This window comes from Kitasatospora sp. NPDC093806, from assembly GCF_040683335.1.
GTDB lineage: Bacteria > Actinomycetota > Actinomycetes > Streptomycetales > Streptomycetaceae > Kitasatospora.
The window spans coordinates 1-24880 of the sequence record NZ_JBFBDO010000118.1 but is presented as its reverse complement, the minus strand read 5'-3'; the positions used below and the strand labels follow the sequence as shown (position 1 = coordinate 24880).

The following is a 24880-nucleotide window of genomic DNA, read 5'->3' as shown; positions in this document are numbered from 1 at the left end:
AAGAAGGGCCGCTCGGTGGTCGACCAGGCCGCCGCGGTGGTGATCCTGCAGACCGCCCTTGAGTCCGCACGGGCCCCTCTCCGGGACGTTAGATCAGACCGGTCAGCCGGCCGCCTCGACGCTCTCGCCGGGCGGGCGTCCGCTCACCCGTTCGGACTCAAGGGCGGTCTGCAGGATCACCACCGCGGCGGCCTGGTCGACCACCGAGCGGCCCTTCTTCGCCTTGACCCCCGAGGCCCGCAGGCCGTGGGTCGCGGTGACGGTCGACATCCGCTCGTCGACCAGCCGGACCGGCACCGGCCAGAGCCGGTTGGCCAGCCGGGCCGCGTAGCCGCGGACCTTCTCGGCCGCCGGGCCCTCCTTGCCGCTGAGCGAGCGCGGCAGCCCGACGATCACCTCGATCGCCTCGTACTCCTCGACGATCGCGGCGATCCTGGCCTGCGACTTCACCCCGGCCGGGACGGTCTCGACCGGCGTGGCGAGCACCCCGTCGGGGTCGCAGGACGCGACCCCGATCCGGGCGTCCCCGACGTCGACGGCGATCCGCCGTCCACGCCGGAAGGGCTTCTCCTCGAACTCCATCAGGAGGCGCGCTCCGCGACCAGGCCGCGCACGGCGGCGATGGCCTCGTCGACCGCGGCCGGGTTGGTGCCGCCGCCCTGGGCGACGTCGTCCTTGCCGCCACCGCCGCCGCCGAGGGTCTTGGCGGCCGTGCGGACCAGCTCGCCGGCCTTGATGCCGCGGCCGCGGGCGTCCTCGTTGGTGGCGATCACGGTCAGCGGACGGTCGTTCGCCACGGTGAAGGCGGCGACCACGGCCGGACGCGAGCCGAGCCGGCCGCGCACGTCCAGGACCAGCTTGCGCAGCTCGTCGGCGCCGGTGCCGTCGGCGACCCGGGCGGCCACCACGGCGATGCCGTGCACGTCCTCGGCCGAGTCGGCGAGACCCGCGGCGGCCGCGAGCACCTTCTCGGCGCGGAAGCGCTCGATCTCCTTCTCGGCGTCCTTGAGCTTGGCGAGCATGCCGGAGATCTTCTCCGGCAGCTCCTCCGGGCGGCCCTTGACCAGCTCGGTCAGCTGGGCGACCACGGTGTGCTCACGGGCCAGGAAGCGGTAGGCGTCGGCGCCGACCAGGGCCTCGACGCGGCGCACGCCGGAGCCGATCGAGGACTCGCCGAGCAGCTTCACCAGACCCAGCTGGGCGGTGTTGCCGACGTGGGTGCCACCGCACAGCTCCTTGGAGAAGTCGCCGATGGTGACGACCCGGACCTCGTCGCCGTACTTCTCGCCGAACATCGCGATGGCGCCGGCCTTGCGGGCCTGGTCCATCGTCATGACCTCGGCGGTGACCTCCAGCTCGCGGGTCAGCACGTCGTTGATCTTCTGCTCGACGTCGACCAGCACGCTGCCGGGCACGGCGGCGGGCGAACCGAAGTCGAAGCGGAAGCGGCCCGGCGCGTTCTCCGAACCGGCCTGGGCGGCCGTCGGGCCGAGCGCGTCGCGCAGCGCCTGGTGGGTCAGGTGGGTGGCCGAGTGGGCGCGGGCGATCGCCCGGCGGCGCTCGACGTCGATGGTGGCGTACGCGGACGAGCCGAGCACGACCTCGCCGAACAGCACGCCGCCGGAGTGCACGATCACACCCGGGACGGGCTGCTGCACGTCGCGGATCTCGACGACCGCGCCGGACTCCAGCCGGATCCGGCCGTGGTCGGCGAGCTGGCCGCCGCCCTCGGCGTAGAACGGGGTGCGGTCGAGGATGATCTCGACCTCGTCGCCCTCCGAGGCGGCCGGCGCCGGGACGCCGTCCACCAGCAGGCCGACCACGGTGGCCTCGCCCTCGGTGAGGGTGTAGCCGGTGAACCGGCTGGCGCCGGACTTGTCGGCGACCTCGCGGTACGCGGCGACGTCGGCGTGGCCCATCTTCTTGGCCTTGGCGTCCGCCTTGGCGCGGTCCCGCTGCTCCTGCATCAGGCGGCGGAAGCCGGCCTCGTCGACCTGGAGGCCCTGCTCCTCGGCCATCTCCAGGGTCAGGTCGATCGGGAAGCCGTAGGTGTCGTGCAGCTTGAAGGCCTGGTCGCCGGAGAGCACGGCGCCGCCGGACTGCTTGGTCTCGGTGACCGCGGCGTCCAGCAGGTTGGTGCCGGCCTTCAGGGTCTGCAGGAAGGCCGCCTCCTCGCCGACGACGACCGTCTCGATCCGCTTGCGGTCGCTCTCCAGCTCCGGGTACTGCGGAGCCATCGCCTTGATCGCGATGTCGGTGAGGTCCTTGGCGACCACGCCGGTGGCGCCCAGCAGGCGCATGTTGCGGATGGCGCGGCGCAGGATGCGGCGCAGCACGTAGCCGCGGCCCTCGTTGCCGGGGGTGACGCCGTCGCCGATCAGCATCAGCGCGGTGCGGATGTGGTCGGTGACCACGCGCAGCGAGACGTCCGACTTGTGGTCGGCGCCGTAGGTGTGGCCGGTCAGCTCGGCCGCCCGGTCCAGGATCATCCGGCTGGTGTCGATCTCGAAGAGGTTGTCGACGCCCTGCAGGATGGCGGCGAGGCGCTCCAGGCCGAGGCCGGTGTCGATGTTCTTGCTCGGCAGGTCGCCGAGGATCTCGAAACCGTCCTTGCCGTCACCGTGGCCGCGCTCGTACTGCATGAAGACCAGGTTCCAGATCTCCAGGTAGCGCTCGCCGTTGACGGCCGGGCCGCCCTCCTCGCCGTACGCGGGGCCGCGGTCGTAGTTGATCTCCGAGCACGGGCCGCACGGGCCGGGGACGCCCATCGACCAGAAGTTGTCCTTCATGCCGAGGCGCTGGATGCGCTCGGAGGGGACGCCGATGACGTCACGCCAGATCTGCTCGGCCTCGTCGTCGTCCTTGTAGACGGTGATCCAGAGCTTCTCCTTCTCCAGGCCGTAGCCACCGTCCGCGACGGGAGTGGTGAGCAGCTCCCAGGCGAACTTGATGGCTCCTTCCTTGAAGTAGTCGCCGAAGGAGAAGTTGCCGCACATCTGGAAGAAGGAGCCGTGCCGGGTGGTCTTCCCGACCTCCTCGATGTCCAAGGTGCGGACGCACTTCTGCACGCTGGTCGCGCGCGAGAACTGCGGCTTGACCTCGCCCAGGAAGTACGGCTTGAACGGCACCATGCCGGCGTTGACCAGCAGCAGGGTGGGGTCGTCGGCGACCAGGGACGCCGACGGAACGACGGTGTGGCCGCGCTCCTCGAAGAAGCGCAGCCAGCGGCGGCGGATCTCTGCCGACTCCATTAGTGGTCCTTCCGGTTCGTACCGCCCCGCGGCGCGAGCGCGCGTCGGGGCGTTTCATCGATGGCTGGGGGCTTGCTGCGCGCGTCGTCGGACGATGCGCGGGCACTGCTGGACGGAGGCAGGGCGGCGGCCGGGCTACCGGGCGCCGCCGAGATAGCTCGGTACTGCGGCTCGCCCCGCAGCGGGCCGCGGCGGCGCGGCTCGACGACGGCGGTGCCGTCCAGTCCGAGGTCCTCGCGCAGCTGCTCCTCGCGCTCGGCCATGCCGGCCTTCACGTCCAGGGCGAACCGCTTGGCGACGTCGCCCAGGTGCAGCGCACCGCGCGCGGCGGTGCCGGAGAGGCTGTCGGGGGTGAGCCGGTGGACGGCCTCGTTGGCCTTGCCCATGGCCCAGACGGTGGCGCCGGCGCCGACCGCCATCCAGAAGATGCGTCGCACCATGCCGTCAGCCCCTCACCGCGCGCCGGACCCGGGAGAGCAGGCCGCTCTTCGGCGCGGTCGCGGCCCGCACCTCGGCCCGGATGAGCCTGGCCAGCTCCTCGCGCTCGCCCGGCTGGGTGGGCAGCGACGCGGTGCCCTGCTGCTTGGCGACCGCCTTGCGCACGCCGTAGCTGAAGGCCGCGACCTTGACCAGCGGCCCGCCGAGGGTGGCCGCGACGGTGGAGGAGAGCGCGTTGGCGTTGGCCGCGGCGTCCTGCACGTTGGCGGTGATCTCGTCCACCCGCTCCAGCTGCTCGTTGGCGCTGCGCACGGCGGCGCCGGCGTCGGTCAGCAGCGGCACGGCCTGTTCGGTGACGGCGGAGACCAGGACGGTGGCCTCCTTGAGCACCCGGGACAGCCGGACCAGGACGACGGCGAGCAGGGTGACCAGGACCGCCCAGAACACGGCGACGAGCAGACCGGCCAGCTCTCCCACGGACACCTTTGCGCGCTCCCTCGCCTTGCTGTTCTCCAGGGGAACCCTATCGCGACCACAACGGGTTTCCGGACCGGGTTATTCTCGCGGCCCCGCGCGCCGAACCGGTCGGGTGTGCGACCCGGCCGCGTAACCTACCCGCCGGTCACCTCGTTCTGCCAGGCGGGCCGCCACCCACGCGGCCCGGACGGATGCCCGGACCGACCCCGGACCGGGCCGCGATACGGGGAGCAGGGATTGGACGGCCAGGCGACACCACGGCCCACACCGCCATCACGGCCCAAACCGCCATCACGGCCCGCACCTCCGCCATGGCCCGCACCGCCGCCGGAGCGGCCGACGCCGGGGTGGCTCCCGGCCGAGGTCACCAGCTTCGTCGGCCGGCACCGCGAGCTGACCGAGCTGGCCCTGCTGCTGGCCGAGCGGCGGCTGGTGACGGTCACCGGCCCGGGCGGGGTCGGCAAGAGCCGGCTGGCGCTGCGCGCCGCGGCCCGGGCGGCCGGCGCCTTCCCGGACGGCACCTGGCTGGTCGAGGTGGCGCCGGTGCAGGACGGGCAGCTGCTCGGGCACGCCGTGCTGGAGGCGCTGCGGCTGACCGACGGCACCGCCCGGACCCCGCTGGACGTCCTCACCGAGCAGCTGGCCGGCCGTCGGCTGCTGCTGGTGCTGGACGGCTGCGAGCACCTGGTGCCGGCCTGCGCGGAGCTGGCCACGGCACTGCTGCGGGCGCTGCCCGGCCTGCGGGTGCTGGCCACCAGCCGACTGGCGCTGCGGACGGCGGGCGAGCACCTGCTGACCCTGGCGCCGCTGCCGGTGGACCCGGTGCCGGCCGGTCCCCCGCACCCGGGCTCGCTGCCGGACGCGGTGCGGCTGTTCGAGGACCGGGCCCGGGCGGTGCTGCCGTCGTTCGGGATCACCGCGGAGAACGCGGACGGCATCGCCCAGCTGTGCCGCCGGCTGGACGGCATCCCGCTGGCGGTGGAGCTGGCCGCCGGGCGGCTGCGGGCGCTGTCGGTGGAGCAGATCACGGTCCGGCTGGACGACCGGTTCCGGCTGCTGACCGGGGGCGATCCGGCGGCCCTGCCGCGCCATCAGACGCTGCGCACGACGATCGGCTGGAGTCACGAGCTCTGCACGGTGCAGGAACGTTTACTCTGGGCCCGCCTCTCGGTCTTCGCCGGGGGCTTCGACCTCGACGCGGCCGAGTACGTCTGCGCCGGCGAGGGCGTCGACCCGGACGAGCTGCTCGACCTGCTCACCGAGCTCGTCGCCAAGTCCGTGGTGCTGCGCGAGGAGTGCGCCTTCGGGGTGCGGTTCCGGCTGCTGGACACCCTGCGCGAGTACGGCCTCCAGTGGCTGCGCGCGGCCGGCGAGGAGCAGCGGCTGCTGCGCCGGCACCGGGACTGGTACCTGGGCGTGGCCACCTGGGGCGAGGTCGAGTGGTTCGGCCCCCGGCAGGCCGAGACCGCCGAGCGCACCGAGCTGGCGCACGCCAATCTGCGGGCCGCGCTGGAGTTCTGCCTGGCCGAGCCCGGCGAGGAGCAGATCGCCCTGCTGCTGGCCGGCACCCTCTGGTTCTACTGGGTCGGCTGCGGCCACCTCGGCGAGGGCCGGCACTGGTTGGACCGGGCCCTCGCGCTGGACCCGGAACCGACCGAGGCCCGGGCCAAGGCGCTCTGGGTGACCGGCTACATGGCCACCCTCCAGGGCGACCTGCTCTCCGCCCGGCCCGCGCTGGAGGAGTGCCGCCGCCAGGCACTGGCCACCGGCGACGACCGGGCGCTCGCCTACGCCGTGCACCGGCAGGGCTGCGCGGCGCTGATCGGCGACGAGCCGGCCCGGGCCGCCGAGCTGTTCGAGGAGGCGCTCTGGCACTACCGGACCATCGGCGAGCTGAACAGCAACGTGCTGATGGCGATGTTCGAGCTGGGCATCGCCTACCTGTTCCAGGGCGACCGGGAGAGCGGCGAGCTCTGGCTCGGCCAGGTCCGCGAGCTGTGCGAGGAGCACGGCGAGCAGTGGGCGTACGCGTACGGGCTCTACGCGCTGGCGTACTCGCACTGGCTGAACGGCGACGTACGGCCGGCCCGGGCACTGGCCCGGGAGAGCGTGCGGCTCAACCACCTGTTCAACGACCTGCTGGGGATCGTGCTGGCGATCGACCTGCTGGCGCTGCTGGAGACCGAGCCGGCCGGCCCGGGCGAGCCGGGCGACCTGCGCGAGGCCCGGGTGCTGCAGGGCGCCGCGCACCGGATCTGGCAGGCGGTCGGCAAGCCGTTCTTCGGCTCGCGCACCTTCAACGGCCCGCACCGGGCCTGCGCGGAGCGCGCCGTCGCCGGGCTGACCGAGCAGGAGTACGCCGACTTCTTCACCACCGGCACCCGGCTCGACCTGGACGCCGCCGTGCACCGGGCGCTGGGCGGCGGGGAGCACCCGGAGGACCCGGGGCCGCGCCCGGGCCCCGGCCCGACACCACCGCCGACGCCGCGGCCCTCCCCCGTCGGGAATAGTTGAAGATTCTCCTTTGCTGGACGGGTCGGAACCACCCGGCCCGTACGGAAGGAGCACCCCCGTGGCCACCAACATCGCCGACGAGTACCGCATGGCGAACTTCTACTTCGAGTCCAAGGCGTACACCGACGCCGCCAAGCTGCTCGAAGGCGTGCTCGCCGCGGAGCCGGCCAACCTCTCCGTCCGGCTGCTGCTGGCCCGCAGCTACTTCCACTCCGCGCAGCTGTCGAAGGCCGAGGCCGAGCTGCGCCGGGTGCTGGACGCCGACCCGGCCGAGGACTACGCCCGGCTGATGCTCGGCCGCACCCTGGAGCGCCGGGGCCGCGCCGAGGAGGCCCGCCCGCACCTGCGGCTGGCCGCCGCGATGACCGGCGAGGACCTCTGACCGTCCGGTCCCGGAAAAGGGGCGAGCCCCCGTCGCCACGAAGGCGACGGGGGCTCGCTGAGGTACTGCGGCGGGTCAGCGCGAGTAGTACTCGACCACGAGCTGCTCGTCACAGATCACCGGGACCTCCTTGCGCTGCGGCGCACGGTCCAGGCGGAAGGCCAGGGCCTTCAGGTTGACCTCGAGGTACTTCGGGGTCTGGCCCTCACCCGCGTAGCCACCCTCACGGGCGACCTGGAACGGGACCTTCTCCTTGCTGCGCTCGCGCACAGTCACCACGAAGCCCGGCTTCATCTGGTACGACGGCTTGTTGACCTTGCCGCCGTTGACCTCGATGTGGCCGTGGACGACCATCTGGCGGGCCTGGTAGATGGTGCGGGCGATGCCCGAACGCAGGACCAGGGAGTCCAGACGGGTCTCCAGCTCGGCGACGAGCGCCTCACCGGTCTTGCCCTCGGCCTTCTTCGCGCGGTCGAACGCGCGCGCCATCTGCTTCTCGCTCAGGTCGTACTGGGCGCGCAGACGCTGCTTCTCGAGCAGACGGACCTTGTAGTCCGAGTTCTGCTTGCGGCCACGGCCGTGCTGGCCGGGCGGGTACGGGCGGGCCTCGAAGTACTTGACGGACTTCGGGGTCAGCGGCACGCCGAGCGCACGCGCGATCTTGACCTTGGGACGCTTCTGGTTCGCCATGAACCAAACCTTCCTTGCTTTACGAATACGGCTTCACCAGGTGTTGACGGAGGTCGCACGTCGCGACCCGGAGAAAACCCCACCGCGCGAACGCGATGCGATCAGCCGCTCTCCGGAGCCGGGCACGGAAGTGCAAGCACACGAGTGGCCCACCGAGCCTGGGCTGGTGGGCTGCACGCGACACCGAAACGGTGCGCGACGCTCCTGGGCCCTCCACGAGGGAAGGCCGTCGCCGATGCCCCGCTGGTGCGGCCGGTCGGTCAGGGTCTCCCCTGCCGCCGTCCCGGGACATGGCACTCCGAGTGAGTATAGCTTCTAAACTCACTCCCCCTGCAGCCGCCCCCTGGTCCACTCGACCACGTCCGCGTAGCGGGCCTCGCCGCCGCGGCGGGTCGGCTGGTAGTACGCCTTGCCGTGCACCGCGTCCGGCGCGTACTGCTGGGCCGCGATGCCCTCCGGCAGGTCGTGCGGGTACTGGTAGCCCTTGCCGTGCCCCAGCTTGCCCGCGCCGCCGTAGTGCGCGTCCCGCAGGTGCGGCGGCACCGGGCCGGCCAGGCCCTGCCGGACGTCCGCGAGCGCCGCGTCGATCGCCAGGTAGGCGGCGTTCGACTTGGGCGCCAGGGCCAGCGCGATCGCCGCCTGGGAGAGGATGATCCGCGCCTCCGGAAAGCCGATCAGCGCCACCGCCTGGGCCGCCGCCACCGCCGTCTGGAGCGCCGTCGGGTCGGCCAGGCCGACGTCCTCGCTGGCCGAGATCATCAGCCGCCGGGCGATGAACCGCGGGTCCTCCCCCGCCTCGATCATCCGGGCCAGGTAGTGCAGGGTGGCGTCGACGTCGCTGCCCCGGATCGACTTGATCAGCGCGCTGGCCACGTCGTAGTGCTGGTCGCCGTCCCGGTCGTAGCGGACCGCGGCCTGGTTGACGGCGGTCTCCGTGGTGGCCAGCGTGATGCTCGCCTCGCCCTTTTCCAGCGCCGCGCCGGCCGCCGCCTCCAGCGTGGTGAGCGCCTTCCGGGCGTCCCCGCCGGCCAGCCGGACCAGGTGGTCCTCGGCCTCCGCGGAGAGCTCCACCGCCCCCTCCAGGCCGCGCTCGTCGGCCACCGCGCGGCGCAGCAGCGCCCGGACGTCGTCGTCGGTCAGCGACTCCAGGGTGAGCAGCAGCGAGCGGGAGAGCAGCGGGGAGATCACCGAGAAGTACGGGTTCTCGGTGGTCGCGGCGATCAGGGTGACCCAGCGGTTCTCCACGGCGGGCAGCAGGGAGTCCTGCTGGGCCTTGGAGAAGCGGTGGATCTCGTCCAGGAACAGCACCGTCTCCCGGCCGCTCATGCCGACGGCCCGGCGGGCGCCGTCGATCACCGCGCGGACCTCCTTGACGCCGGAGGTGATCGCGGAGAGCTCGACGAAGCGGCCCTCGACGGCCTGGCTGATGACGTGCGCCAGGGTGGTCTTGCCGGTGCCGGGCGGGCCCCAGAGGATCACCGAGCTGGTCGCCGCCGGTCCGCGCGAGCCCGCGACAAGCCGGCGCAGCGGCGAGCCGTCCTTGAGCAGCTGCCGCTGGCCGGCCACCTCGTCGAGGGTGCGCGGGCGCATGCGCACGGCGAGCGGGGCCCGGCCGGGCTCCTTGCTCTGGCGTTCCTCGGCGGCGGCGGTGAAGAGGTCCGGTTCGTCCACACCGGAAGCCTATGCGAGCCCTCCGACAGCCCGGGGCCGATCGCCCGGGCCCGACCGGAGCCCGTCCCGGCTCAGGCGTGCTGCGGGAGGTCCAGCAGGACGACCTCGAACTCCTCCAGCGAGCGCAGCGTCACCCCGCCGGTCGCCACCGCCCGGGCGCGGGCCTCGGCGACCGGGCCGCGCGAGGCGTCCAGCGCCGCCCGGCTGTCGAACAGGCCGCCCACCGCGCCGCGCTCGTCCTCGACGTTCTGCAGCATCGAACCGCCGAGGAAGCCGGGGATCCGCTGCATCGCGGGCAGTGCCCGCTCCCGGAAGGCGGTGGCGACCCGCTCGGCCTGCGAGCGCTCCAGGTCGAACTTGGCGAGCCGGAACCACGAGCCGGGCACCGCCGCGGCGGGCCGGGCGGCCACCACGGCCTCCCAGACGTCGATGGTGACCGTGCCGGCGAACGGCGCCAGCAGGTCGGCGCGCCGCCCGCGCAGCGCCGCGTCGCTGTCCCGTTCGGCCTGCCGGCTGTCCCACCAGGAGCCCATCGTGATGATGCCGAGCTCCCGGTCGGCGAACAGCCCGTAGCCCCGGTAGCCGGGCTGCGCGGACAGCAGCCCGGGCGCCTCCGCGCTCAGCCCGTCGAGGGCCCCGTCGATCAGGGCGGGGTCGCCGGTGAAGTAGCCGGTGCGAACGAACATGGCCGGTCTCCTGACGTCGTCCGGGCAGCGGCGGGCGCCGGTGCCTTGCCGAGCACGTCCATCGGACGGCCCGGCGGCGGCTCCGGCAACGCCGCAGGGCCGTTCGGAGGACGCCCGCGGGGTGCGCCTCAGAGTTCGGCCGCGTGGTCGGGGACGTACTTCTGCAGGTCGCGCGGGGGCCGCTGGTAGCCGCGGGAGGCCGGCCGGGCCGGCAGCTCGACCTTGCGCGGGCTCACCTCCCGGTAGGGGACGGTGGACAGCAGGTGGGCGATCATGTTGATCCGGGCCCGCCGCTTGTCGTCGCTCTCCACCACGTGCCAGGGCGACTCCGGGGTGTCGGTGTAGACGAACATCTCGTCCTTGGCCCGCGAGTAGTCCTCCCAGCGGGTGATCGACTCGACGTCCATCGGGGAGAGCTTCCAGCGCTTCATCGGATCCGCCAGCCGGTCCCGGAAGCGCCGCTCCTGCTCGGTGTCGCTGACCGAGAACCAGTACTTGCGCAGCAGCACGCCGGACTCGATGAGCATCCGTTCGAAGGTCGGGCACTGGTGCAGGAACTGCCAGTACTCCTCGTCGGTGCAGAAGCCCATCACCCGCTCCACCCCGGCCCGGTTGTACCAGCTGCGGTCGAACAGCACGATCTCCCCGGCGGCCGGCAGGTGCTCGACGTAGCGCTGGAAGTACCACTGGGTGCGCTGCCGTTCGGTGGGTGTGGGGAGCGCGGCCACCCGGGCGATCCGCGGGTTGAGGTACTCCGTCACCCGCTTGATCGCGCCGCCCTTGCCGGCCGCGTCGCGTCCCTCGAACACCACCACCAGCCGGGCGCCCTCGGCGCGCACCCACTCCTGGAGCTTCACCAGCTCGTGCTGGAGCCGCAGCAGTTCGCGCTCGTACGGCTTCCTCGCGAGCCGCTCCCGGCTGCCGTCCTCCCGGCCGGTCCTGTCGCGCTTGGCCTTGGCTGCCACCTGGGTGCCTCCGTTCGGCGGGGTGCTGATGACCCTTCACCGTACGGGCCGCGCCCGCTTCCCGCAGGTCCGGGCCGGTCCGGCCGGGCAGCGGCGGCCCCCTGAACCGCCGCTGCCGGGCTCCCCCGTCGGCCGGTCCGCGGACCGAACGATCAACCATGACCCAGACCTGCCGGACGGGTCCAATTTCCGGTTCCATAACCTGGTGGCATGGATGTGGACACCCGACTGCTGCGCAGCTTCGCCGCGGTCTGCGAGGAGGGCCAGCTGACCGCGGCCGCGGCCCGGCTGTTCGTCTCCCAGCCGACGCTGACCAAGCAGATCCGCCAGCTGGAGTCCCTGCTCGGGGTGGAGCTGTTCGAGCGCTCGCGGCGCGGCATGTCCCCCACCCAGGCCGGCCGGGCGCTGGCCCTGCACGCCGACGCGCTGATGGCCACCTGGGAGGAGGCGCTGCGCGCCACCCGGGCCGCCGCCGCGGAGCAGGGCTCGACGCTGCGGGTGGGATTCGAGGGCGGCATCATCAACCTGATGAGCCGGCGCACGGTGGCGGACTTCAGCCGCCGGATGCCGGGCTGGCAGGTGGAGCTGCGGCAGAACAACTGGTTCGACCCGACCTCGGGGCTGGCCACCGGCGAGATCGACCTGACGCTCTGGCACGCCCCGCCGTCGCTCTCCGAGCAGTACAACGTGGCGGTGCTGGGCGAGGAGCCGCGCTGCGCGGCGCTGCCGGCCGGGCACCGGCTGGCCGCCCGTGCGGTGATCGACTTCGAGGAGCTGCTGGACGAGCCCTTCGTGGCGATACCGCACGAGGCCGGGCACTGGCGGGACTACTGGCTGGCGGTCCGGGAGCGGGGCGGGCGACCGGTGCGGATCGGCGCGGTGGCGCACAACACCGACGAGTGGCTGGCCGCTGTGGTGTGCGGCCAGGGCGTCGGCTTCGCCCCGGAGACGATGAGCCGGCTGGCACCGCGTGAGGATGTCGCGTACCGGCCGGTGCGGGGGTTGAGCCCGAGCCAGGTCGGGCTGTACTGGCCGAAGGACCGGAGGCCTACGCCTGCCATGGCCGCGTTCGTGCGCAGCTGTCGGGCCACGGTCGGGGCGGGCGCCAGGTCCTGAGGGCCGGGCCCGGGGGCTAGACGGCCTCGAAGGGCTCCGGGTAGTGGCACAGGCCCCGCGGGGAGCCGTCGTAGGCGGGCAGCACGAGCGCCTGGAAGTAGGCGTCCGGCACCTCGAACGGGCCGGTCACCTCGTGCCGCTGGGCCGGGATGAAGCCGAACCGGGCGTAGTACTCCGGGTCGCCGAGCACGACGACGAGCTTCTCGCCGGCCTCCTCGGCGGCCGTCAGCGCGGCCTTGACCACCAGTTCGCCGACGCCCTTGCGCTGCCACTCGGGGGCGACCGCGACCGGCGCGAGCGCCAGGCCCTGGCCGTCGCCGACCCGCAGCCGGGTGAGCAGCGCGTGGCCGACCACCAGCCCCGAAACGTCGACCGCGACCACCGACAGGCCGGGGAGCCAGGCGGGGTCGCGACGCAGGGCGTCCACCAGGTCGGCTTCGTCCGGGCCGGGGAAGGCGGCCATGTGGACTCGTCTGGTGGCGGGAGCGTCCTCGGGACACTCGATTCTGGTACTGACCTTCACGGGGAGGCCTCTCTCTGTCGCACGCCGTTGTGGACCGGCCCCGGACGGCGGAGGTGCCGTCCGGGGCCGTGAAAGGTTAGCCGATGTCGGCCGGTGTCGGCCGATGGAGTGTCAGGCCTTCGGCTGGGCCTCGGACTTGGCGTCCTCGCGGACCTTCGGCTGGGCGTCGACGCCGGCCTCGCGGCGCTGCGCCGGGGTGATCGGGGTGGGGGCGCCGGTCAGCGGGTCGCCACCGGTCGACGTCTTCGGGAAGGCGATGACGTCCCGGATGGTGTCGTACCCGCCGAGCAGGGTGACGATCCGGTCCAGGCCGAAGGCGACGCCACCGTGCGGCGGCGGGCCGTAGTTGAAGGCGTCCAGCAGGAAGCCGAACTGCGAGGCGGCCTCCTCCTCGGACAGGCCGATCGCGTCGAACGCCCGCTTCTGCACGTCGCGCTGGTGGATACGGATCGAACCGCCGCCCAGCTCCGAGCCGTTGAGCACGAGGTCGTAGGCGTTGGACAGGGCGCTGCCCGGGTCGGTGTCGAAGGTCGCCAGCGACTCCGCGGTGGGGGCGGTGAACGGGTGGTGCACCGCGTGCCAGCCCTGGAACTCGCCCTTGTCGTCCTCGATCGGCTCGAACATCGGGAAGTCGACGACCCAGAGGAAGGCCCACTGGGACTCGTCGATCAGCTCGCAGCGGCGGCCGATCTCCAGGCGGGCGGCGCCGAGCAGCTCCTGCGAGGGGCGCTCCTTGCCGGCCGCGAAGAAGACCGCGTCGCCGTTCTTGGCGCCCGCGGCGGCGGCCAGGCCGGCCAGGTGCTCCTCGGAGAGGTTCTTGGCGACCGGACCGCGCAGCTCGCCGGTCTCGGCGTCGATGAGCACGTAGGCGAGGCCCTTGGCGCCGCGCGCCTTGGCCCAGTCCTGCCAGGCGTCGAGCTGCTTGCGCGGCTGCGAGGCGCCGCCGGGCATGACCACGGCGCCGACGTACGGGGCCTGGAAGACCCGGAACGAGGTGCCCTGGAAGTACTCGGTGAGGTCGGTGAGCTCCTGGCCGAAGCGGACGTCCGGCTTGTCCGAGCCGTAGCGGCCCATGGCGTCCGCGTAGGTCATCCGCGGCAGCGGGTTCGGGATCTCGTAGCCGTGGACCTCGCGCCAGACCGAGCCGATGATCTTCTCGCCGAGGGCCAGGATGTCCTCCTGGTCGACGAAGGAGGCCTCGATGTCCAGCTGGGTGAACTCCGGCTGGCGGTCGGCGCGGAAGTCCTCGTCGCGGAAGCAGCGGGCGATCTGGTAGTAGCGCTCCATGCCGGCCACCATCAGCAGCTGCTTGAACAGCTGGGGCGACTGCGGCAGGGCGTACCAGTGGCCGGGCTGGAGGCGGACCGGGACCAGGAAGTCGCGGGCGCCCTCGGGGGTGGAACGGGTGAGGTACGGCGTCTCGATGTCGAGGTAGTCGTTCTCCTCCATCACCCGGCGGATGATGTTGTTGACCTTGGAGCGCAGGCGCAGGCCCTTGGCCGGGCCCTCGCGGCGCAGGTCGAGGTAGCGGTAGCGGAGGCGGACCTCCTCGTTGACCGTGCCGGGCTCGTACTCGGCGACCGGGAACGGCAGCGGCGCGGCCTCGGAGAGCACCTCGATCGCGCTGACCACGACCTCGACGGCGCCGGTCGGGATGTCCGGGTTCTCGTTGCCCTCGGGGCGCACGCGAACGTCGCCGACCACCTTGACGCAGTACTCGGCGCGCAGGCCGTGCACCGAGTCGAGGTCGCGGACCACGATCTGCACGGTGCCGGAGGCGTCGCGCAGGTCGATGAAGGCGACGCCGCCGTGGTCGCGGCGGCGGGCGACCCAGCCGGCCAGGGTGACGGTGGTGCCTGCGTGCTCCGGGCGGAGCGTGCCCGCGTCGTGCGTGCGGATCACAGCTGCTTCTCCTTCAGGGTGGTGACGAGTGCGTCGAGGGCGACGGGGTTCTGCTCGCCGGTGGTGAGGTCCTTGAGCTGGACGACGCCTTCGGCGAGGTCCCGGTCCCCGGCGACGAGGGCGAAGCGGGCGCCGGAACGGTCGGCGGACTTCATGGCGTTCTTGATGCTCTTGACGCCGAAGGCGAGGTCGGTGGCGACGCCGGCCCGGCGCAGCTCGACCACCTTGGCGAACAGGACGTTCTTGGCCTCCTCGCCGAGCGCGACGGCGTAGACGGAGGTGGCGGCCGGCAGGTCGAGGGCGACGCCCTCGGCCTCCAGCGCGAGGAAGGTGCGGTCCACGCCGAGGGCCCAGCCGACCGAGGGCAGCGCGGGGCCGCCGATCATCTCGGAGAGGCCGTCGTAGCGGCCGCCGCCGCCGATCGCGGACTGGGCGCCGAGGCCGTTGTGGACGAACTCGAAGGTGGTGCGGGTGTAGTAGTCCAGGCCGCGGACCAGCTTGGGGTCGTCGACGAAGGCCACGCCGTTGGCGGTGAGCAGCTCGCGGACCTTCTCGTCGTAGGCCTTGCAGTCCTCGCAGAGGAAGTCGCGCAGCTTGGGCGCGTCGCCGAGCTGGGCCTGCACCGACTCGCGCTTGTCGTCGAGGACGCGCAGCGGGTTGATCTCCGCGCGGCGGCGGGTCTCCTCGTCGAGGTCGAGGCCGGCCAGGAACTCGACCAGGGCGGTGCGGTAGACCGGGCGGCACTGCTTGTCGCCGAGGCTGTTGAGCAGCAGCGAGTAGTCCCGCAGGCCGAGCGAGCGGAAGGCGTCGTCGGCCAGGATGATCAGCTCGGCGTCCAGCGCCGGGTCCTCCGCGCCGATGGCCTCCGCGCCGACCTGGGAGAACTGGCGGTAGCGGCCCTTCTGGGCGCGCTCGTAGCGGTAGTACGAGCCGGAGTACCAGAGCTTGACCGGCAGGTTGCCCTGCTTGTGCAGGTTGGCCTGGAGCGCGGCGCGCAGCACCGAGGCGGTGCCCTCGGGGCGCAGCGCGAGCTCGTCGCCGCCCTTGGTGGTGAGGTTGTACATCTCCTTGGTGACGATGTCGGTGGACTCGCCGACACCGCGGGAGAACAGCTTGACGTCCTCGAAGACCGGGGTCTCGACGTACCCGTAGCCGGCCCGGCGGGCGGGGGCGGCGATGGCCTCGCGGATCGCCAGGAAGGTCGCGGAGCTGGGGGGCAGCAGGTCGTAGGTGCCCTTGGGGGCGGTGAAGGTGCTCAACTTCTCTTCCGTCACATTCCTCGTCGCGGGAAAGCCGGGGCGCCGGCCGCCCCCGCTGCCTGTCGGAGGTAGGGGTTGGTGGCGCGCTCACGGCCGATGGTGGTCTGTCCGCCGTGGCCGGAGAGGACCACGGTGGCGTCGTCGAGGGGCAGGCACACCCGGGCCAGCGAACGCATGATCGCGTCGCCGTCCCCGCCCGGGAGGTCGGTTCGCCCTATGGAGCCGGCGAACAGCAGGTCGCCCGAGAAGAACACCGGGGGGAGGTCCTCGGCACCGGGCGTCCGGAAGGTCACCGACCCCCTGGTATGGCCGGGGGCGTGGTCGACGGTGAGGTTCAGGCCGGCCAGCTCCAGCACGCCGCCGTCGGTGAGCTCGCGGACGTCGTCGGGCTCGCCGACGGTCAGCTCGCCCATCAGCTGGGTGCCGAGGGACCGGCCGAGCGCCTTCTCCGGGTCGCTCATCATGTAGCGGTCCTCGGGGTGGATCCAGGCGGGGATGCCCTTGGCGCCGCAGACCGGGACCACCGAGGCGACGTGGTCGATGTGGCCGTGGGTGAGCAGCACGGCGACCGGCTTCAGCCGGTGCTCGCGGACCAGCTCCTCGACGCCGGCGGCGGCCTGGTGGCCCGGGTCGACGATGACGCACTCCTCGCCCGGCCCCGGCGCGACCAGGTAGCAGTTGGTGCCCCAGGCTCCTGCGGGGAATCCGGCGATGAACACGCGCGTCCTTCGGGTCGGTGGCTGGGGCGTCGGTCGGCAGTGGCTGCTTCGGGTACGGCTACGAGCTGTGATGTAGGGGCAGCCTACCGGCGGTCCGGGTCCGGTTGCGAACCAGATAGGCGTGACAGGTTCACTGCGAGCTGACAGGTTCACCGCGTTCTTACGGTCGCGGTCCCTACACTTGGCCGCCGATGGATGCGATGATCCGCATCGGCATCGCACACGAAGCCCCCACATCCAGACCAGCAGATCCGTAGGAGACACAGCCGGTGGTCAGCAGCGAACAGCGGCGGCGGCAGCTCGCCCGGGAGAAGTACGAGCGCCAGACCGAGCGGCGGGCCGCCCAGGCGGCCGCGCGCAAGCGCCGCAACACCATCCTCGGCGCCTCGCTCGCCGTGGTCGTGCTGGCCGGCGGCGGCACGCTGTTCGCGACCGGCGCCTTCGAGTCGGACGACAAGAAGGACACCACCGCGCAGGCCGCGCCGACGCCGACCGAGCCCACCGTGCCGACCCGCAAGCCGGTCGAGGGCTGCGGCGAGGCGGCGCCGGGCACGCCGAACGGCAAGCAGTGGCCGGCCGAGCCGGCCATGACCGTCGACGAGAAGGCGTCCTACACCGCGGCGCTGGACACCAACTGCGGCAAGGTGACGCTGTCGCTGGACGCGGCGAAGGCCCCGCACACGGTGAACTCCTTCGCCTTCCTGGCCGGCGAGAAGTACTTCGACCACACCAAGTGCCACCGCCTCACCACCGGCGGCATCTTCGTGCTGCAGTGCGGCGACCCGAGCGCCAGCGCGACCAACCCCGGCGGCACCGGCGGCCCGGGCTACAAGTTCGCCGACGAGAACCTGACCGGCGCCACCTACCCGGCCGGCACCGTGGCGATGGCCAACTCCGGCCCCGGCACCAACGGCAGCCAGTTCTTCCTGGTCTACAAGGACACCCAGCTGCCGCCGAACTACACCCCCTTCGGCAAGATCACCGGCGGCCTGGACGTGCTGCAGAAGATCGCCGCCGCGGGCACCCTGGAGGGCAAGACGGACGGCCACCCGATGGCCGACGTCACCTTCAACTCGGTCACCGCCGCGAAGGGTTGACCCGCCCCCGGGGCCGCCCCGGCGCCGCCCGCCCGGCGCGCCACGGCGGCCCCGGCCCGAAATCGCCCGGCCCGGATGCGGACAGCACCGGTCCTGGTCGCCTATGTTGGCGTTGTGTAGGGTGCCCAGACCCGCCGGCCGTCACCCTCGGCAGCAGGACACGGCGGAAGGGGACGGCGGACTCATCGGTCCGCCGCACATCAACTGTGGACGACGAACGCGTACCGCCCCGGCGCGGACGCGACGTCATGTGGAGGACGCGCTATGAGCAGCGACCCGTGGGGCCGTGTCGACGAGCAGGGCACGGTCTACGTCAGGACGGCCGACGGCGAACGCGTCGTGGGTTCCTGGCAGGCCGGCTCGCCCGAGGAGGCGCTCGCCTACTTCGAGCGCAAGTACCAGGGCATCGAGGTGGAGATCGGCCTGCTGGAGAAGCGGGTGCGCACCACCGACCTGGCGGCCAAGGACGCCCAGGCCGCGCTGGAGCACCTGCGCGAGCAGGTCGTCGAGGCGCACGCGGTCGGCGACCTGGCCGCCCTGGCCCAGCGGCTGGACACGCTCGCCGGCGAGATCGAGAGCCGTCGCGAGGAGCGCAAGGCCGCCCGGGCCAAGGCCCAGGACGAGACCCGCACCGCCAAGGAGGCGCTGGTCGCCGAGGCGGAGAAGCTCGCCGAGTCCACCCAGTGGCGGGAGGCCGGCGACCGGCTGCGCGCCCTGGTGGACACCTGGAAGGGCCTGCCCCGGCTGGACCGCAAGAGCGACGACGAGCTGTGGCACCGCTTCTCGCACGCCCGCTCGGTCTTCTCCAAGCACCGCAAGTCGCACTTCGCGGCGCTGGACGCCGAGCGCGACCAGGCCCGCGCGGTCAAGGAGCAGCTGGTCACCGAGGCCGAGGCGCTCTCCTCCTCCACCGAGTGGGGCGACACCGCGGCCCGCTACCGCGACCTGATGGCCCGCTGGAAGGCGGCCGGCCGCGCCCAGCGCGACGTCGAGGACGAGCTGTGGGCGCGGTTCCGCGGCGCCCAGGACGTCTTCTTCCAGGCCCGCTCCGCGGTGTTCAGCGAGCGTGACGCCGAGCAGGTCGCCAACCAGAAGCTCAAGGAGGCGCTGGCGGCCGAGGCGGAGACGATCCTGCCGATCACCGACCTGAAGGCCGCCAAGGCCGCGCTGCGCGAGGTCAACGAGCGCTGGGAGGCGATCGGTCACGTGCCGCGCGACATCCGGCCGAAGCTGGACGGCCGGCTGAACGCGGTCGAGCGGGCGATCCGCGAGGCCGAGGAGGCCGAGTGGCAGCGCTCCAACCCGGAGGCCAAGGCCCGCGCGGCCGGCATGGTCGGGCTGTTCCAGGCCAAGGCGGACAAGATCCAGGCCGACCTGGACAAGGCCCGCGCGGCCGGCAACGCCGCCAAGGCGGCCAAGCTGGAGTCCGAGCTGTCCGGCGTCCGGACCCTGCTGGAGCAGGCCCACAAGAGCCAGGAGGAGTTCAGCGGCTGATCCGGCCCTGAACCGACGCGAGGGCCCCCGGGGATCGCTCCCCGGGGGCCCTTGCGCTTGTCCCGACTACCGGCTGCGGGCCGAGGTGACCCGGTAGACGTCGTAGACGCCCTCGACGCCGCGGACCGCCTTGAGCACGTGGCCCAGGTGCTTGGGGTCGCCCATCTCGAAGGTGAACCGGCTCATCGCCACCCGGTCGCGGGAGGTCTGCACCGCCGCCGACAGGATGTTGACGTGCTGGTCGGAGAGGACCCGGGTGACGTCCGAGAGCAGCCGGGAGCGGTCCAGCGCCTCGACCTGGATGGCCACCAGGAAGACCGAGGACTGGGTGGCCGCCCACTCGACGTCGATCATCCGCTCGGGCTGCTGGCTGAGCGCCTCGACGTTGACGCAGTCGGCGCGGTGCACCGAGACGCCGTTGCCGCGGGTGATGAAGCCGACGATGCCGTCGCCGGGCACCGGCGTGCAGCAGCGCGACAGCTTCACCCAGACGTCCTCGACGCCCTTGACGATCACGCCCGGGTCGCCCTTGGCCCGGCGGCGCACCGCCCGCCGGTTGTCGTGGGTCGGGGTGGCCGTCTCGGCGAGGTCCTCGGTGGCGCCGTCCTCGCCGCCCAGCGCCTGCACCAGCTTCTGGACGATGTTCTGCGCGGCGACGTGGCCCTCGCCGATCGCCGCGTAGAGCGAGGAGATGTCCGGGTAGCGCATCTCGTGGGCCAGCGTGACCAGCGAGTCGCCGGTCAGGATCCGCTGGATCGGCAGGCCCTGCTTGCGCATCGCCCGGACGATGGCCTCCTTGCCCTGCTCGATCGCCTCCTCGCGGCGCTCCTTGGAGAACCAGGCCCGGATCTTGTTGCGGGCGCGCGGCGACTTGACGAAGCCGAGCCAGTCCCGGGACGGGCCGGCGTTCTCCGCCTTGGAGGTGAAGACCTCGACGGCGTCGCCGTTCTCCAGGGTCGACTCCAGCGGCACCAGCCGCCCGTTCACCCGGGCCCCTATGGTCCGGTAGCCGACCTCGGTGTGCACCGCGAAGGCGAAGTCCACCGGGGTGGCCCCGGCCGGGAGGGCTATGACGTCGCCCTTGGGCGTGAAGACGAAGACCTCGTTGCTGGCCAGGTCGAAGCGGAGCGACTCCAGGAACTCGCCCGGGTCGGCGGTCTCCTTCTGCCAGTCCAGCAGCTGCCGCAGCCAGGCCATCTCGTTGACGGCGCCGGCCTTGTCGTCCTTGCGGGTCTGGGTCGGGGTGTCGGTGCGCACCTTGGACGCGCCGGCCACCGCGCGCTGCTTGTACTTCCAGTGCGCGGCGATGCCGTACTCGGCCCGGCGGTGCATGTCGAAGGTGCGGATCTGCAGTTCGACGGGCTTGCCCCCGGGACCGATCACCGTGGTGTGCAGCGACTGGTACATGTTGAACTTGGGCATCGCGATGTAGTCCTTGAACCGCCCCGGCACCGGGTTCCACCGCGCGTGGATGGTGCCCAGCGCCGCGTAGCAGTCGCGGACGGTGTCGACCAGGACCCGGATGCCCACCAGGTCGTAGATCTCGGCGAAGTCCCGGCCCCGGACGATCATCTTCTGGTAGACCGAGTAGTAGTGCTTCGGCCGGCCGGTGACGGAGGCGGTGATCCGGGCACCGCGCAGGTCGCCCTGCACCTGGTCGATGACGGTCGCCAGGTACTCGTCCCGCTTGGGGGCGCGCTCGGCGACCAGCCGGACGATCTCGTCGTACATCTTGGGGTAGAGGATCGCGAAGGCGAGGTCCTCCAGCTCCCACTTGATGGTGTTCATGCCCAGCCGGTGCGCCAGCGGGGCGTAGATCTCCAGCGTCTCGCGGGCCTTCTTCTCCTGCTTCTCCCGCTTGAGGTAGCGCATGGTGCGCATGTTGTGCAGGCGGTCGGCCAGCTTGATCACCAGGACCCGCGGGTCCTTGGCCATCGCGACGACCATCTTGCGGACCGTCTCGGCCTGCGCGGCCTCGCCGAACTTGACCCGGTCCAGCTTGGTGACGCCGTCCACCAGCAGGGCCACCGAGTCGCCGAAGTCCTTGCGCAGGGTCTCCAGGCCGTAGTCGGTGTCCTCGACGGTGTCGTGCAGCAGCCCGGCCATCAGGGTCGGGGCGTCCATGCCGAGCTCGGCCAGGATGGTCGCGACCGCCAGCGGGTGGGTGATGTACGGGTCGCCGCTCTTGCGCTTCTGCCCGCGGTGCCACTTCTCGGCGACCGCGTAGGCCTTCTCGATGTCGCGCAGCAGCGCCGGGTCGGCCTTGGGGTCGTTGGCCCGGATCGAGCGGAACAGCGGCTCCAGCACCGGGTTGAGCACGCTGGAGCGCTGGCCGCCGAGGCGGGCCAGGCGGGCCCGCATGCCGCCGGTGGCGGAGGCCCGGCCCGTCGGGGCGGACGGGCGGGACGGGGTCGGCGCCGGACGTGCCGGGGTGGCCCCCGAGGGCGTGGGCCGGTTCTCGGGGGCGGCCGCAGCGGCCGTGGGCACAACCTCGTCGGGCAAGGACACTCCTCAGGGCGCTCGGCCTGCCCCCCGCGGGCGGCGCGTGCGCGCGGCTGGCGCGGTCACGACTCTCACAACCGGGAGGGGATGAATCTTCATGGTACCGAGCCCGGCGGCGGGGCGTCCGGTCGGCCGGGCCCGAACACGGGGCGGACACACCGCCGACACACCGCGGTCCCTTCCGGACGAACGACGAGCGGCGGCCGGATGACTCCGACCGCCGCTCGCTTCGTACTCGGACGTCGCGCTCAGGACGTCGCGCTGACTCAGACCGTGACCAGCGTCTCCAGCGGAGCCGCGCCCAGGTGCGGGGCCAGCCGCTCGCGCCCGTCCAGGAAGCCCAGCTCCATCAGGACGACGACGCCCGCCAGCTCGGCCCCGGCCTCCTTCACCAGGTCCAGCGAGGCGCCGATGGTCCCGCCGGTGGCCAGCACGTCGTCCACCACCAGCACCCGCTCACCGGGCGCGAAGGCGTCGCACTGCACCTCCAGCGTCGCCGAGCCGTACTCCAGCTCGTACGAGCGGCGGAACACCTCGCCGGGCAGCTTGCCCTCCTTGCGGATCGGCACGAAGCCGAGCCCGGCCGCGAAGGCCGCCGGGGCCGCCAGCACGAAGCCGCGCGCCTCCAGGCCGACCACCTTGGTCGCCCCGAGCTCCTTCGCCCGGTCCGCGAGCGCCCGGGTGAGCGCGGCGAAGGCCTCGGCGTCGGCGAGCAGCGGCGCGATGTCCTTGAACAGCACGCCCGGCTTCGGGTAGTCCGGGACGTCCCGGATCCGGCTGGTGAGCAGCTCGGCGAGGACGGTGTCGGCGGTGGTCACGAAGGGTCCTTAGGGTCGGCGGAGGTCAGCGCTTGGTGGACGGACGGCCCTTGGCACGGGTGCCGCCGGCCGCCTTGCCGCGCTGACCGACCATACCCGCCGGCAGGTCCTCGTCGGCGATCTCCTCGTCCTCACCGGCCGCCTTGGCCTCGGCCGCCTTGGCGTCCGCGGCACGGCGCTGGGCGACCCGCTTGGCGAGCGCCTTCAGCTCCGGCTGCTCCTCCTTCAGCTGCGCGAGCAGCGGGGTGGCGACGCAGATCGAGGAGTAGGCACCGGCGGCGAGACCGATGAACAGCGCCAGCGAGATGTCGTTCAGGGTGCCGGCCCCGAGCAGGCCGCCACCGATGAACAGCAGCGCCGCCACCGGGAGCAGGGCGACCACGGTGGTGTTGAGCGAGCGGACCAGGGTCTGGTTGAGGCCCGCGTTGGCCGCCTCGCTGTAGGTGAGCTTGCTCTGCTTGGTGAGGTCCTTGGTGTTCTCCTTCACGGTGTCGAAGACGACGACCGTGTCGTAGAGGGAGTAACCGAGGATGGTCAGGAAGCCGATCACGGTGCCCGGGGTGACCTCGAAGCCGACCAGGGCGTAGACGCCGATGGTGATCAGGAGGTCGTGGATGAGGGCGACCAGGGCGGCCACCGCCATCCGCCACTCGAAGGCGATCGCCAGGTAGATCGTCACCAGGATCATGAAGATGACCAGACCGGTGAGTGCCTTGTTGGAGATCTGCTCACCCCAGCTGGGGCCGATCACCTGGGCCTCGATCTCGCCGACCGGGACGTCGATCTCCTTGGCGAGCTTGCCGGTGAACTCCGCGGAGGTGGTCTTGTCCTCCGAGGAGACCTGGATCCGGATCTTGCCGTTGTCCGTGGACTGCACCAGCGGGTGCGAGGAAACGATCTTGTCGACCGCCTCCTGCGTCTGCGAGACCGACAGCCCGGGCTTGGTCACGGTGTAGACCGAGCCGCCCTTGAACTCGATGCCCAGGTGCAGGCCCATCGCCAGGCCGATCGCGGCGACCAGGACGATCACCCCGGAGATGCTGTACCAGACCTTGCGGCGGCCGACGAAGTCGAAGCTGACCTCGCCCTGGTAGAGCTTGTGGCCCAGATTGGAGAAGCGCGACACGGTGTCAGGCCCCCTTCACGGCGGCGGAGGACGAAGGGGTGCGACGGCGGGTGCTGCGCAGCGGCGGACGGGCGCCCAGCCGCTTCGGGTCCAGGCCGGACCACGGGTGACCCTCGGAGAAGAACTTCCGGCGGGCCAGCAGGGTGATCAGCGGCTTGGTGAAGAGGAAGATCACCACGACGTCGAGCGCGGTGGTCAGACCCAGCGTGAACGCGAAGCCCTGGACCTTGCCGACCGAGACCACGTAGAGCACCGCGGCACAGAGGAAGGAGACGAAGTCCGACACCAGGATGGTGCGCCGGGCGCGCGGCCAGGCCCGCTGGACGGCCGGGCGCAGCGGAGCGCCCTCGCGGACCTCGTCGCGGATGCGCTCGAAGTACACGATGAAGGAGTCGGCGGTGATACCGATCGCGACGATCGCGCCGCAGACCGCCGGCAGGTTCAGCGCGAAGCCGATCCCGGCGCCGAGCAGGCTCATGATCGAGTAGGTCAGGACCGCCGAGACGATCAGACCGGCGATCGAGACCAGGCCCAGGCCGCGGTAGTAGACCAGCGAGTACAGGACCACCAGCAGCATGCCGATGATGCCGGCGATCAGACCGGCCTTCAGCTGGTCGCCGCCGAGCTGCGGGGAGACGGTGGTGACGTCGCTGGTGATGAACTCCAGCGGCAGGGCGCCGAAGCTCAGCACGTTGGCGAGGTCCTGCGCCTCGGCCTGGGTGAAGCTGCCCGAGATCACGGCCGAGCCGCCGGGGATGGCGCTGCGCACGTACGGGTGGGAGACGACCTGGCCGTCCAGCACGATGGCGAACTGGTTGGTCGGGTCGGGCTGGGCGGCCAGCTGGCCGGTGACGGCGGTGAAGGCGTCGGTGCCCTTGCCGTTGAACTGGAGCTGGACCTGCCAGCCGCCACCCTGCTGGGTGTCGATGGTGGCCTGCGCCTTGGAGACGTCCTTGCCGAACACCGCGACCGGGCCGAGCGCCAGCTTGTAGGCGACGCCCTGCTCGTCCTTCTGGGTGCACGCGACGGCCGGCGCGCCCTCGGCGGACTGGTAGTTCTTGTTCCGCTGCTCCGGCTTGGTGCAGTCGAGCGCGGCGAACTGGGCGGCCAGCTCCGGCGGCACGGTGCCCGAGGTCATCGCGGCGGAGAGGTCCGGGGTGACCGGGGCGGTCGCCGGGGCGCTCGGGGCGCCGGTCGCGGCGGCGCTCGACTGCACCAAGCCGGAGCAGCGGAACAAGAACTCCCAGTCC

General features: G+C 72.3%; 20 protein-coding genes and 2 pseudogenes. 6 read left to right on the top strand and 16 right to left on the bottom strand.

Going from position 1 to position 24880, the window contains the following annotated elements; translation table 11 throughout:
- Window positions 1-75, top strand: a pseudogene (locus AB0N76_RS34085) (Holliday junction resolvase RuvX); the annotation flags it as partial.
- Window positions 76-102: 27 nt separating this feature from the next.
- Here the strand turns inward: AB0N76_RS34085 and ruvX are convergent.
- The 4 genes from ruvX to AB0N76_RS34065 are packed head-to-tail and all read right to left on the bottom strand — an operon-like array spanning window position 103 to window position 4172.
- On the bottom strand, window positions 103-582 hold the full coding sequence (ruvX, locus tag AB0N76_RS34080) for a Holliday junction resolvase RuvX (protein ID WP_363563918.1): 480 nt from the start codon (window positions 580-582) through the stop codon (window positions 103-105).
- A complete protein-coding gene (gene alaS / locus AB0N76_RS34075) occupies window positions 582-3251 on the bottom strand; it encodes an alanine--tRNA ligase (RefSeq protein ID WP_363563916.1) in 2670 nt (889 codons plus the stop codon). The genes ruvX and alaS overlap by 1 nt, the downstream gene beginning before the upstream one ends.
- The gene (locus AB0N76_RS34070; protein ID WP_363563914.1) at window positions 3251-3691 is read right to left on the bottom strand and encodes a DUF6167 family protein; all 441 of its coding nucleotides are present in this window, start codon (window positions 3689-3691) and stop codon (window positions 3251-3253) included. Before AB0N76_RS34070 ends, alaS begins: the two co-directional genes overlap by 1 nt.
- Before the next feature lie 4 nt (window positions 3692-3695).
- Window positions 3696-4172 (bottom strand): DUF948 domain-containing protein, encoded by a 477-nt coding sequence (locus AB0N76_RS34065; RefSeq protein WP_363563912.1) that lies wholly within the window; start codon window positions 4170-4172, stop codon window positions 3696-3698.
- Between the two features lie 231 nt (window positions 4173-4403).
- Between AB0N76_RS34065 and AB0N76_RS34060 the strand changes: the two genes are divergently transcribed.
- Together AB0N76_RS34060 and AB0N76_RS34055 are read left to right on the top strand one after the other, a co-directional pair.
- Complete coding sequence (locus tag AB0N76_RS34060) at window positions 4404-6680, top strand: regulator (RefSeq protein ID WP_363563910.1); 2277 nt, start codon at window positions 4404-4406, stop codon at window positions 6678-6680.
- A gap of 88 nt (window positions 6681-6768) precedes the next feature.
- Complete coding sequence (locus tag AB0N76_RS34055) at window positions 6769-7062, top strand: tetratricopeptide repeat protein (protein ID WP_363563920.1); 294 nt, start codon at window positions 6769-6771, stop codon at window positions 7060-7062.
- A gap of 75 nt (window positions 7063-7137) precedes the next feature.
- On the opposite strand, the gene rpsD is transcribed toward AB0N76_RS34055, so the two are convergent.
- The 4 genes from rpsD to ppk2 form a co-directional block, all read right to left on the bottom strand.
- Entirely contained in the window at window positions 7138-7752 is a 615-nt protein-coding gene (gene rpsD / locus AB0N76_RS34050) for a 30S ribosomal protein S4 (protein WP_063346792.1), read from the bottom strand.
- Between the two features lie 321 nt (window positions 7753-8073).
- Window positions 8074-9423 carry a replication-associated recombination protein A gene (locus AB0N76_RS34045; protein WP_363563908.1) on the bottom strand — a complete coding sequence of 450 codons (1350 nt, stop codon included), beginning with the start codon at window positions 9421-9423 and terminating at the stop codon, window positions 8074-8076.
- A gap of 71 nt (window positions 9424-9494) precedes the next feature.
- Complete coding sequence (locus AB0N76_RS34040) at window positions 9495-10109, bottom strand: hypothetical protein (protein ID WP_363563906.1); 615 nt, start codon at window positions 10107-10109, stop codon at window positions 9495-9497.
- A 128-nt stretch (window positions 10110-10237) separates the two neighbouring features.
- Window positions 10238-11074: a polyphosphate kinase 2 gene (ppk2, locus tag AB0N76_RS34035; protein WP_363563904.1), complete on the bottom strand. Its 837-nt coding sequence runs from the start codon at window positions 11072-11074 to the stop codon at window positions 10238-10240.
- A 210-nt stretch (window positions 11075-11284) separates the two neighbouring features.
- Here ppk2 and AB0N76_RS34030 point away from each other — a divergent pair, with 210 nt between their 5' ends.
- Window positions 11285-12190: a LysR family transcriptional regulator gene (locus tag AB0N76_RS34030; protein WP_363563902.1), complete on the top strand. Its 906-nt coding sequence runs from the start codon at window positions 11285-11287 to the stop codon at window positions 12188-12190.
- Between the two features lie 16 nt (window positions 12191-12206).
- Here the strand turns inward: AB0N76_RS34030 and AB0N76_RS34025 are convergent, their stop codons facing one another.
- The 4 genes from AB0N76_RS34025 to AB0N76_RS34010 all read right to left on the bottom strand — a co-directional run bounded on the left by AB0N76_RS34025 (window position 12207) and on the right by AB0N76_RS34010 (window position 16593).
- Complete coding sequence (locus AB0N76_RS34025) at window positions 12207-12653, bottom strand: N-acetyltransferase (protein ID WP_363563900.1); 447 nt, start codon at window positions 12651-12653, stop codon at window positions 12207-12209.
- 171 nt (window positions 12654-12824) lie between these two features.
- Window positions 12825-14615 carry an aspartate--tRNA ligase gene (gene aspS / locus AB0N76_RS34020; protein ID WP_363563898.1) on the bottom strand — a complete coding sequence of 597 codons (1791 nt, stop codon included), beginning with the start codon at window positions 14613-14615 and terminating at the stop codon, window positions 12825-12827.
- Complete coding sequence (gene hisS, locus AB0N76_RS34015; RefSeq protein ID WP_363563896.1) at window positions 14612-15874, bottom strand: histidine--tRNA ligase; 1263 nt, start codon at window positions 15872-15874, stop codon at window positions 14612-14614. Before hisS ends, aspS begins: the two co-directional genes overlap by 4 nt.
- Before the next feature lie 11 nt (window positions 15875-15885).
- Window positions 15886-16593, bottom strand: a complete 708-nt coding sequence (locus AB0N76_RS34010; protein ID WP_363563894.1) for an MBL fold metallo-hydrolase — start codon at window positions 16591-16593, stop codon at window positions 15886-15888.
- Between the two features lie 269 nt (window positions 16594-16862).
- Here AB0N76_RS34010 and AB0N76_RS34005 point away from each other — a divergent pair, with 269 nt between their 5' ends.
- A complete protein-coding gene (locus tag AB0N76_RS34005) occupies window positions 16863-17690 on the top strand; it encodes a peptidylprolyl isomerase (protein ID WP_363563892.1) in 828 nt (275 codons plus the stop codon).
- A 264-nt stretch (window positions 17691-17954) separates the two neighbouring features.
- On the top strand, window positions 17955-19184 hold the full coding sequence (locus AB0N76_RS34000; protein WP_363563890.1) for a DUF349 domain-containing protein: 1230 nt from the start codon (window positions 17955-17957) through the stop codon (window positions 19182-19184).
- A 66-nt stretch (window positions 19185-19250) separates the two neighbouring features.
- On the opposite strand, the pseudogene AB0N76_RS33995 reads toward AB0N76_RS34000, so the two are convergent.
- From AB0N76_RS33995 to secD, 4 genes and pseudogenes are all read right to left on the bottom strand, one after another.
- Window positions 19251-21566 (bottom strand): annotated as a pseudogene (locus tag AB0N76_RS33995) (bifunctional (p)ppGpp synthetase/guanosine-3',5'-bis(diphosphate) 3'-pyrophosphohydrolase); the annotation flags it as partial.
- A gap of 386 nt (window positions 21567-21952) precedes the next feature.
- Window positions 21953-22504, bottom strand: a complete 552-nt coding sequence (locus tag AB0N76_RS33990; protein ID WP_363563888.1) for an adenine phosphoribosyltransferase — start codon at window positions 22502-22504, stop codon at window positions 21953-21955.
- Window positions 22505-22529: 25 nt separating this feature from the next.
- The gene (secF, locus tag AB0N76_RS33985; RefSeq protein WP_363563886.1) at window positions 22530-23630 is read right to left on the bottom strand and encodes a protein translocase subunit SecF; all 1101 of its coding nucleotides are present in this window, start codon (window positions 23628-23630) and stop codon (window positions 22530-22532) included.
- Between the two features lie 4 nt (window positions 23631-23634).
- Window positions 23635-24880, bottom strand: a 1246-nt coding sequence (secD, locus tag AB0N76_RS33980; RefSeq protein WP_363563884.1) for a protein translocase subunit SecD, incomplete at its 5' end; no start/stop codon positions are given.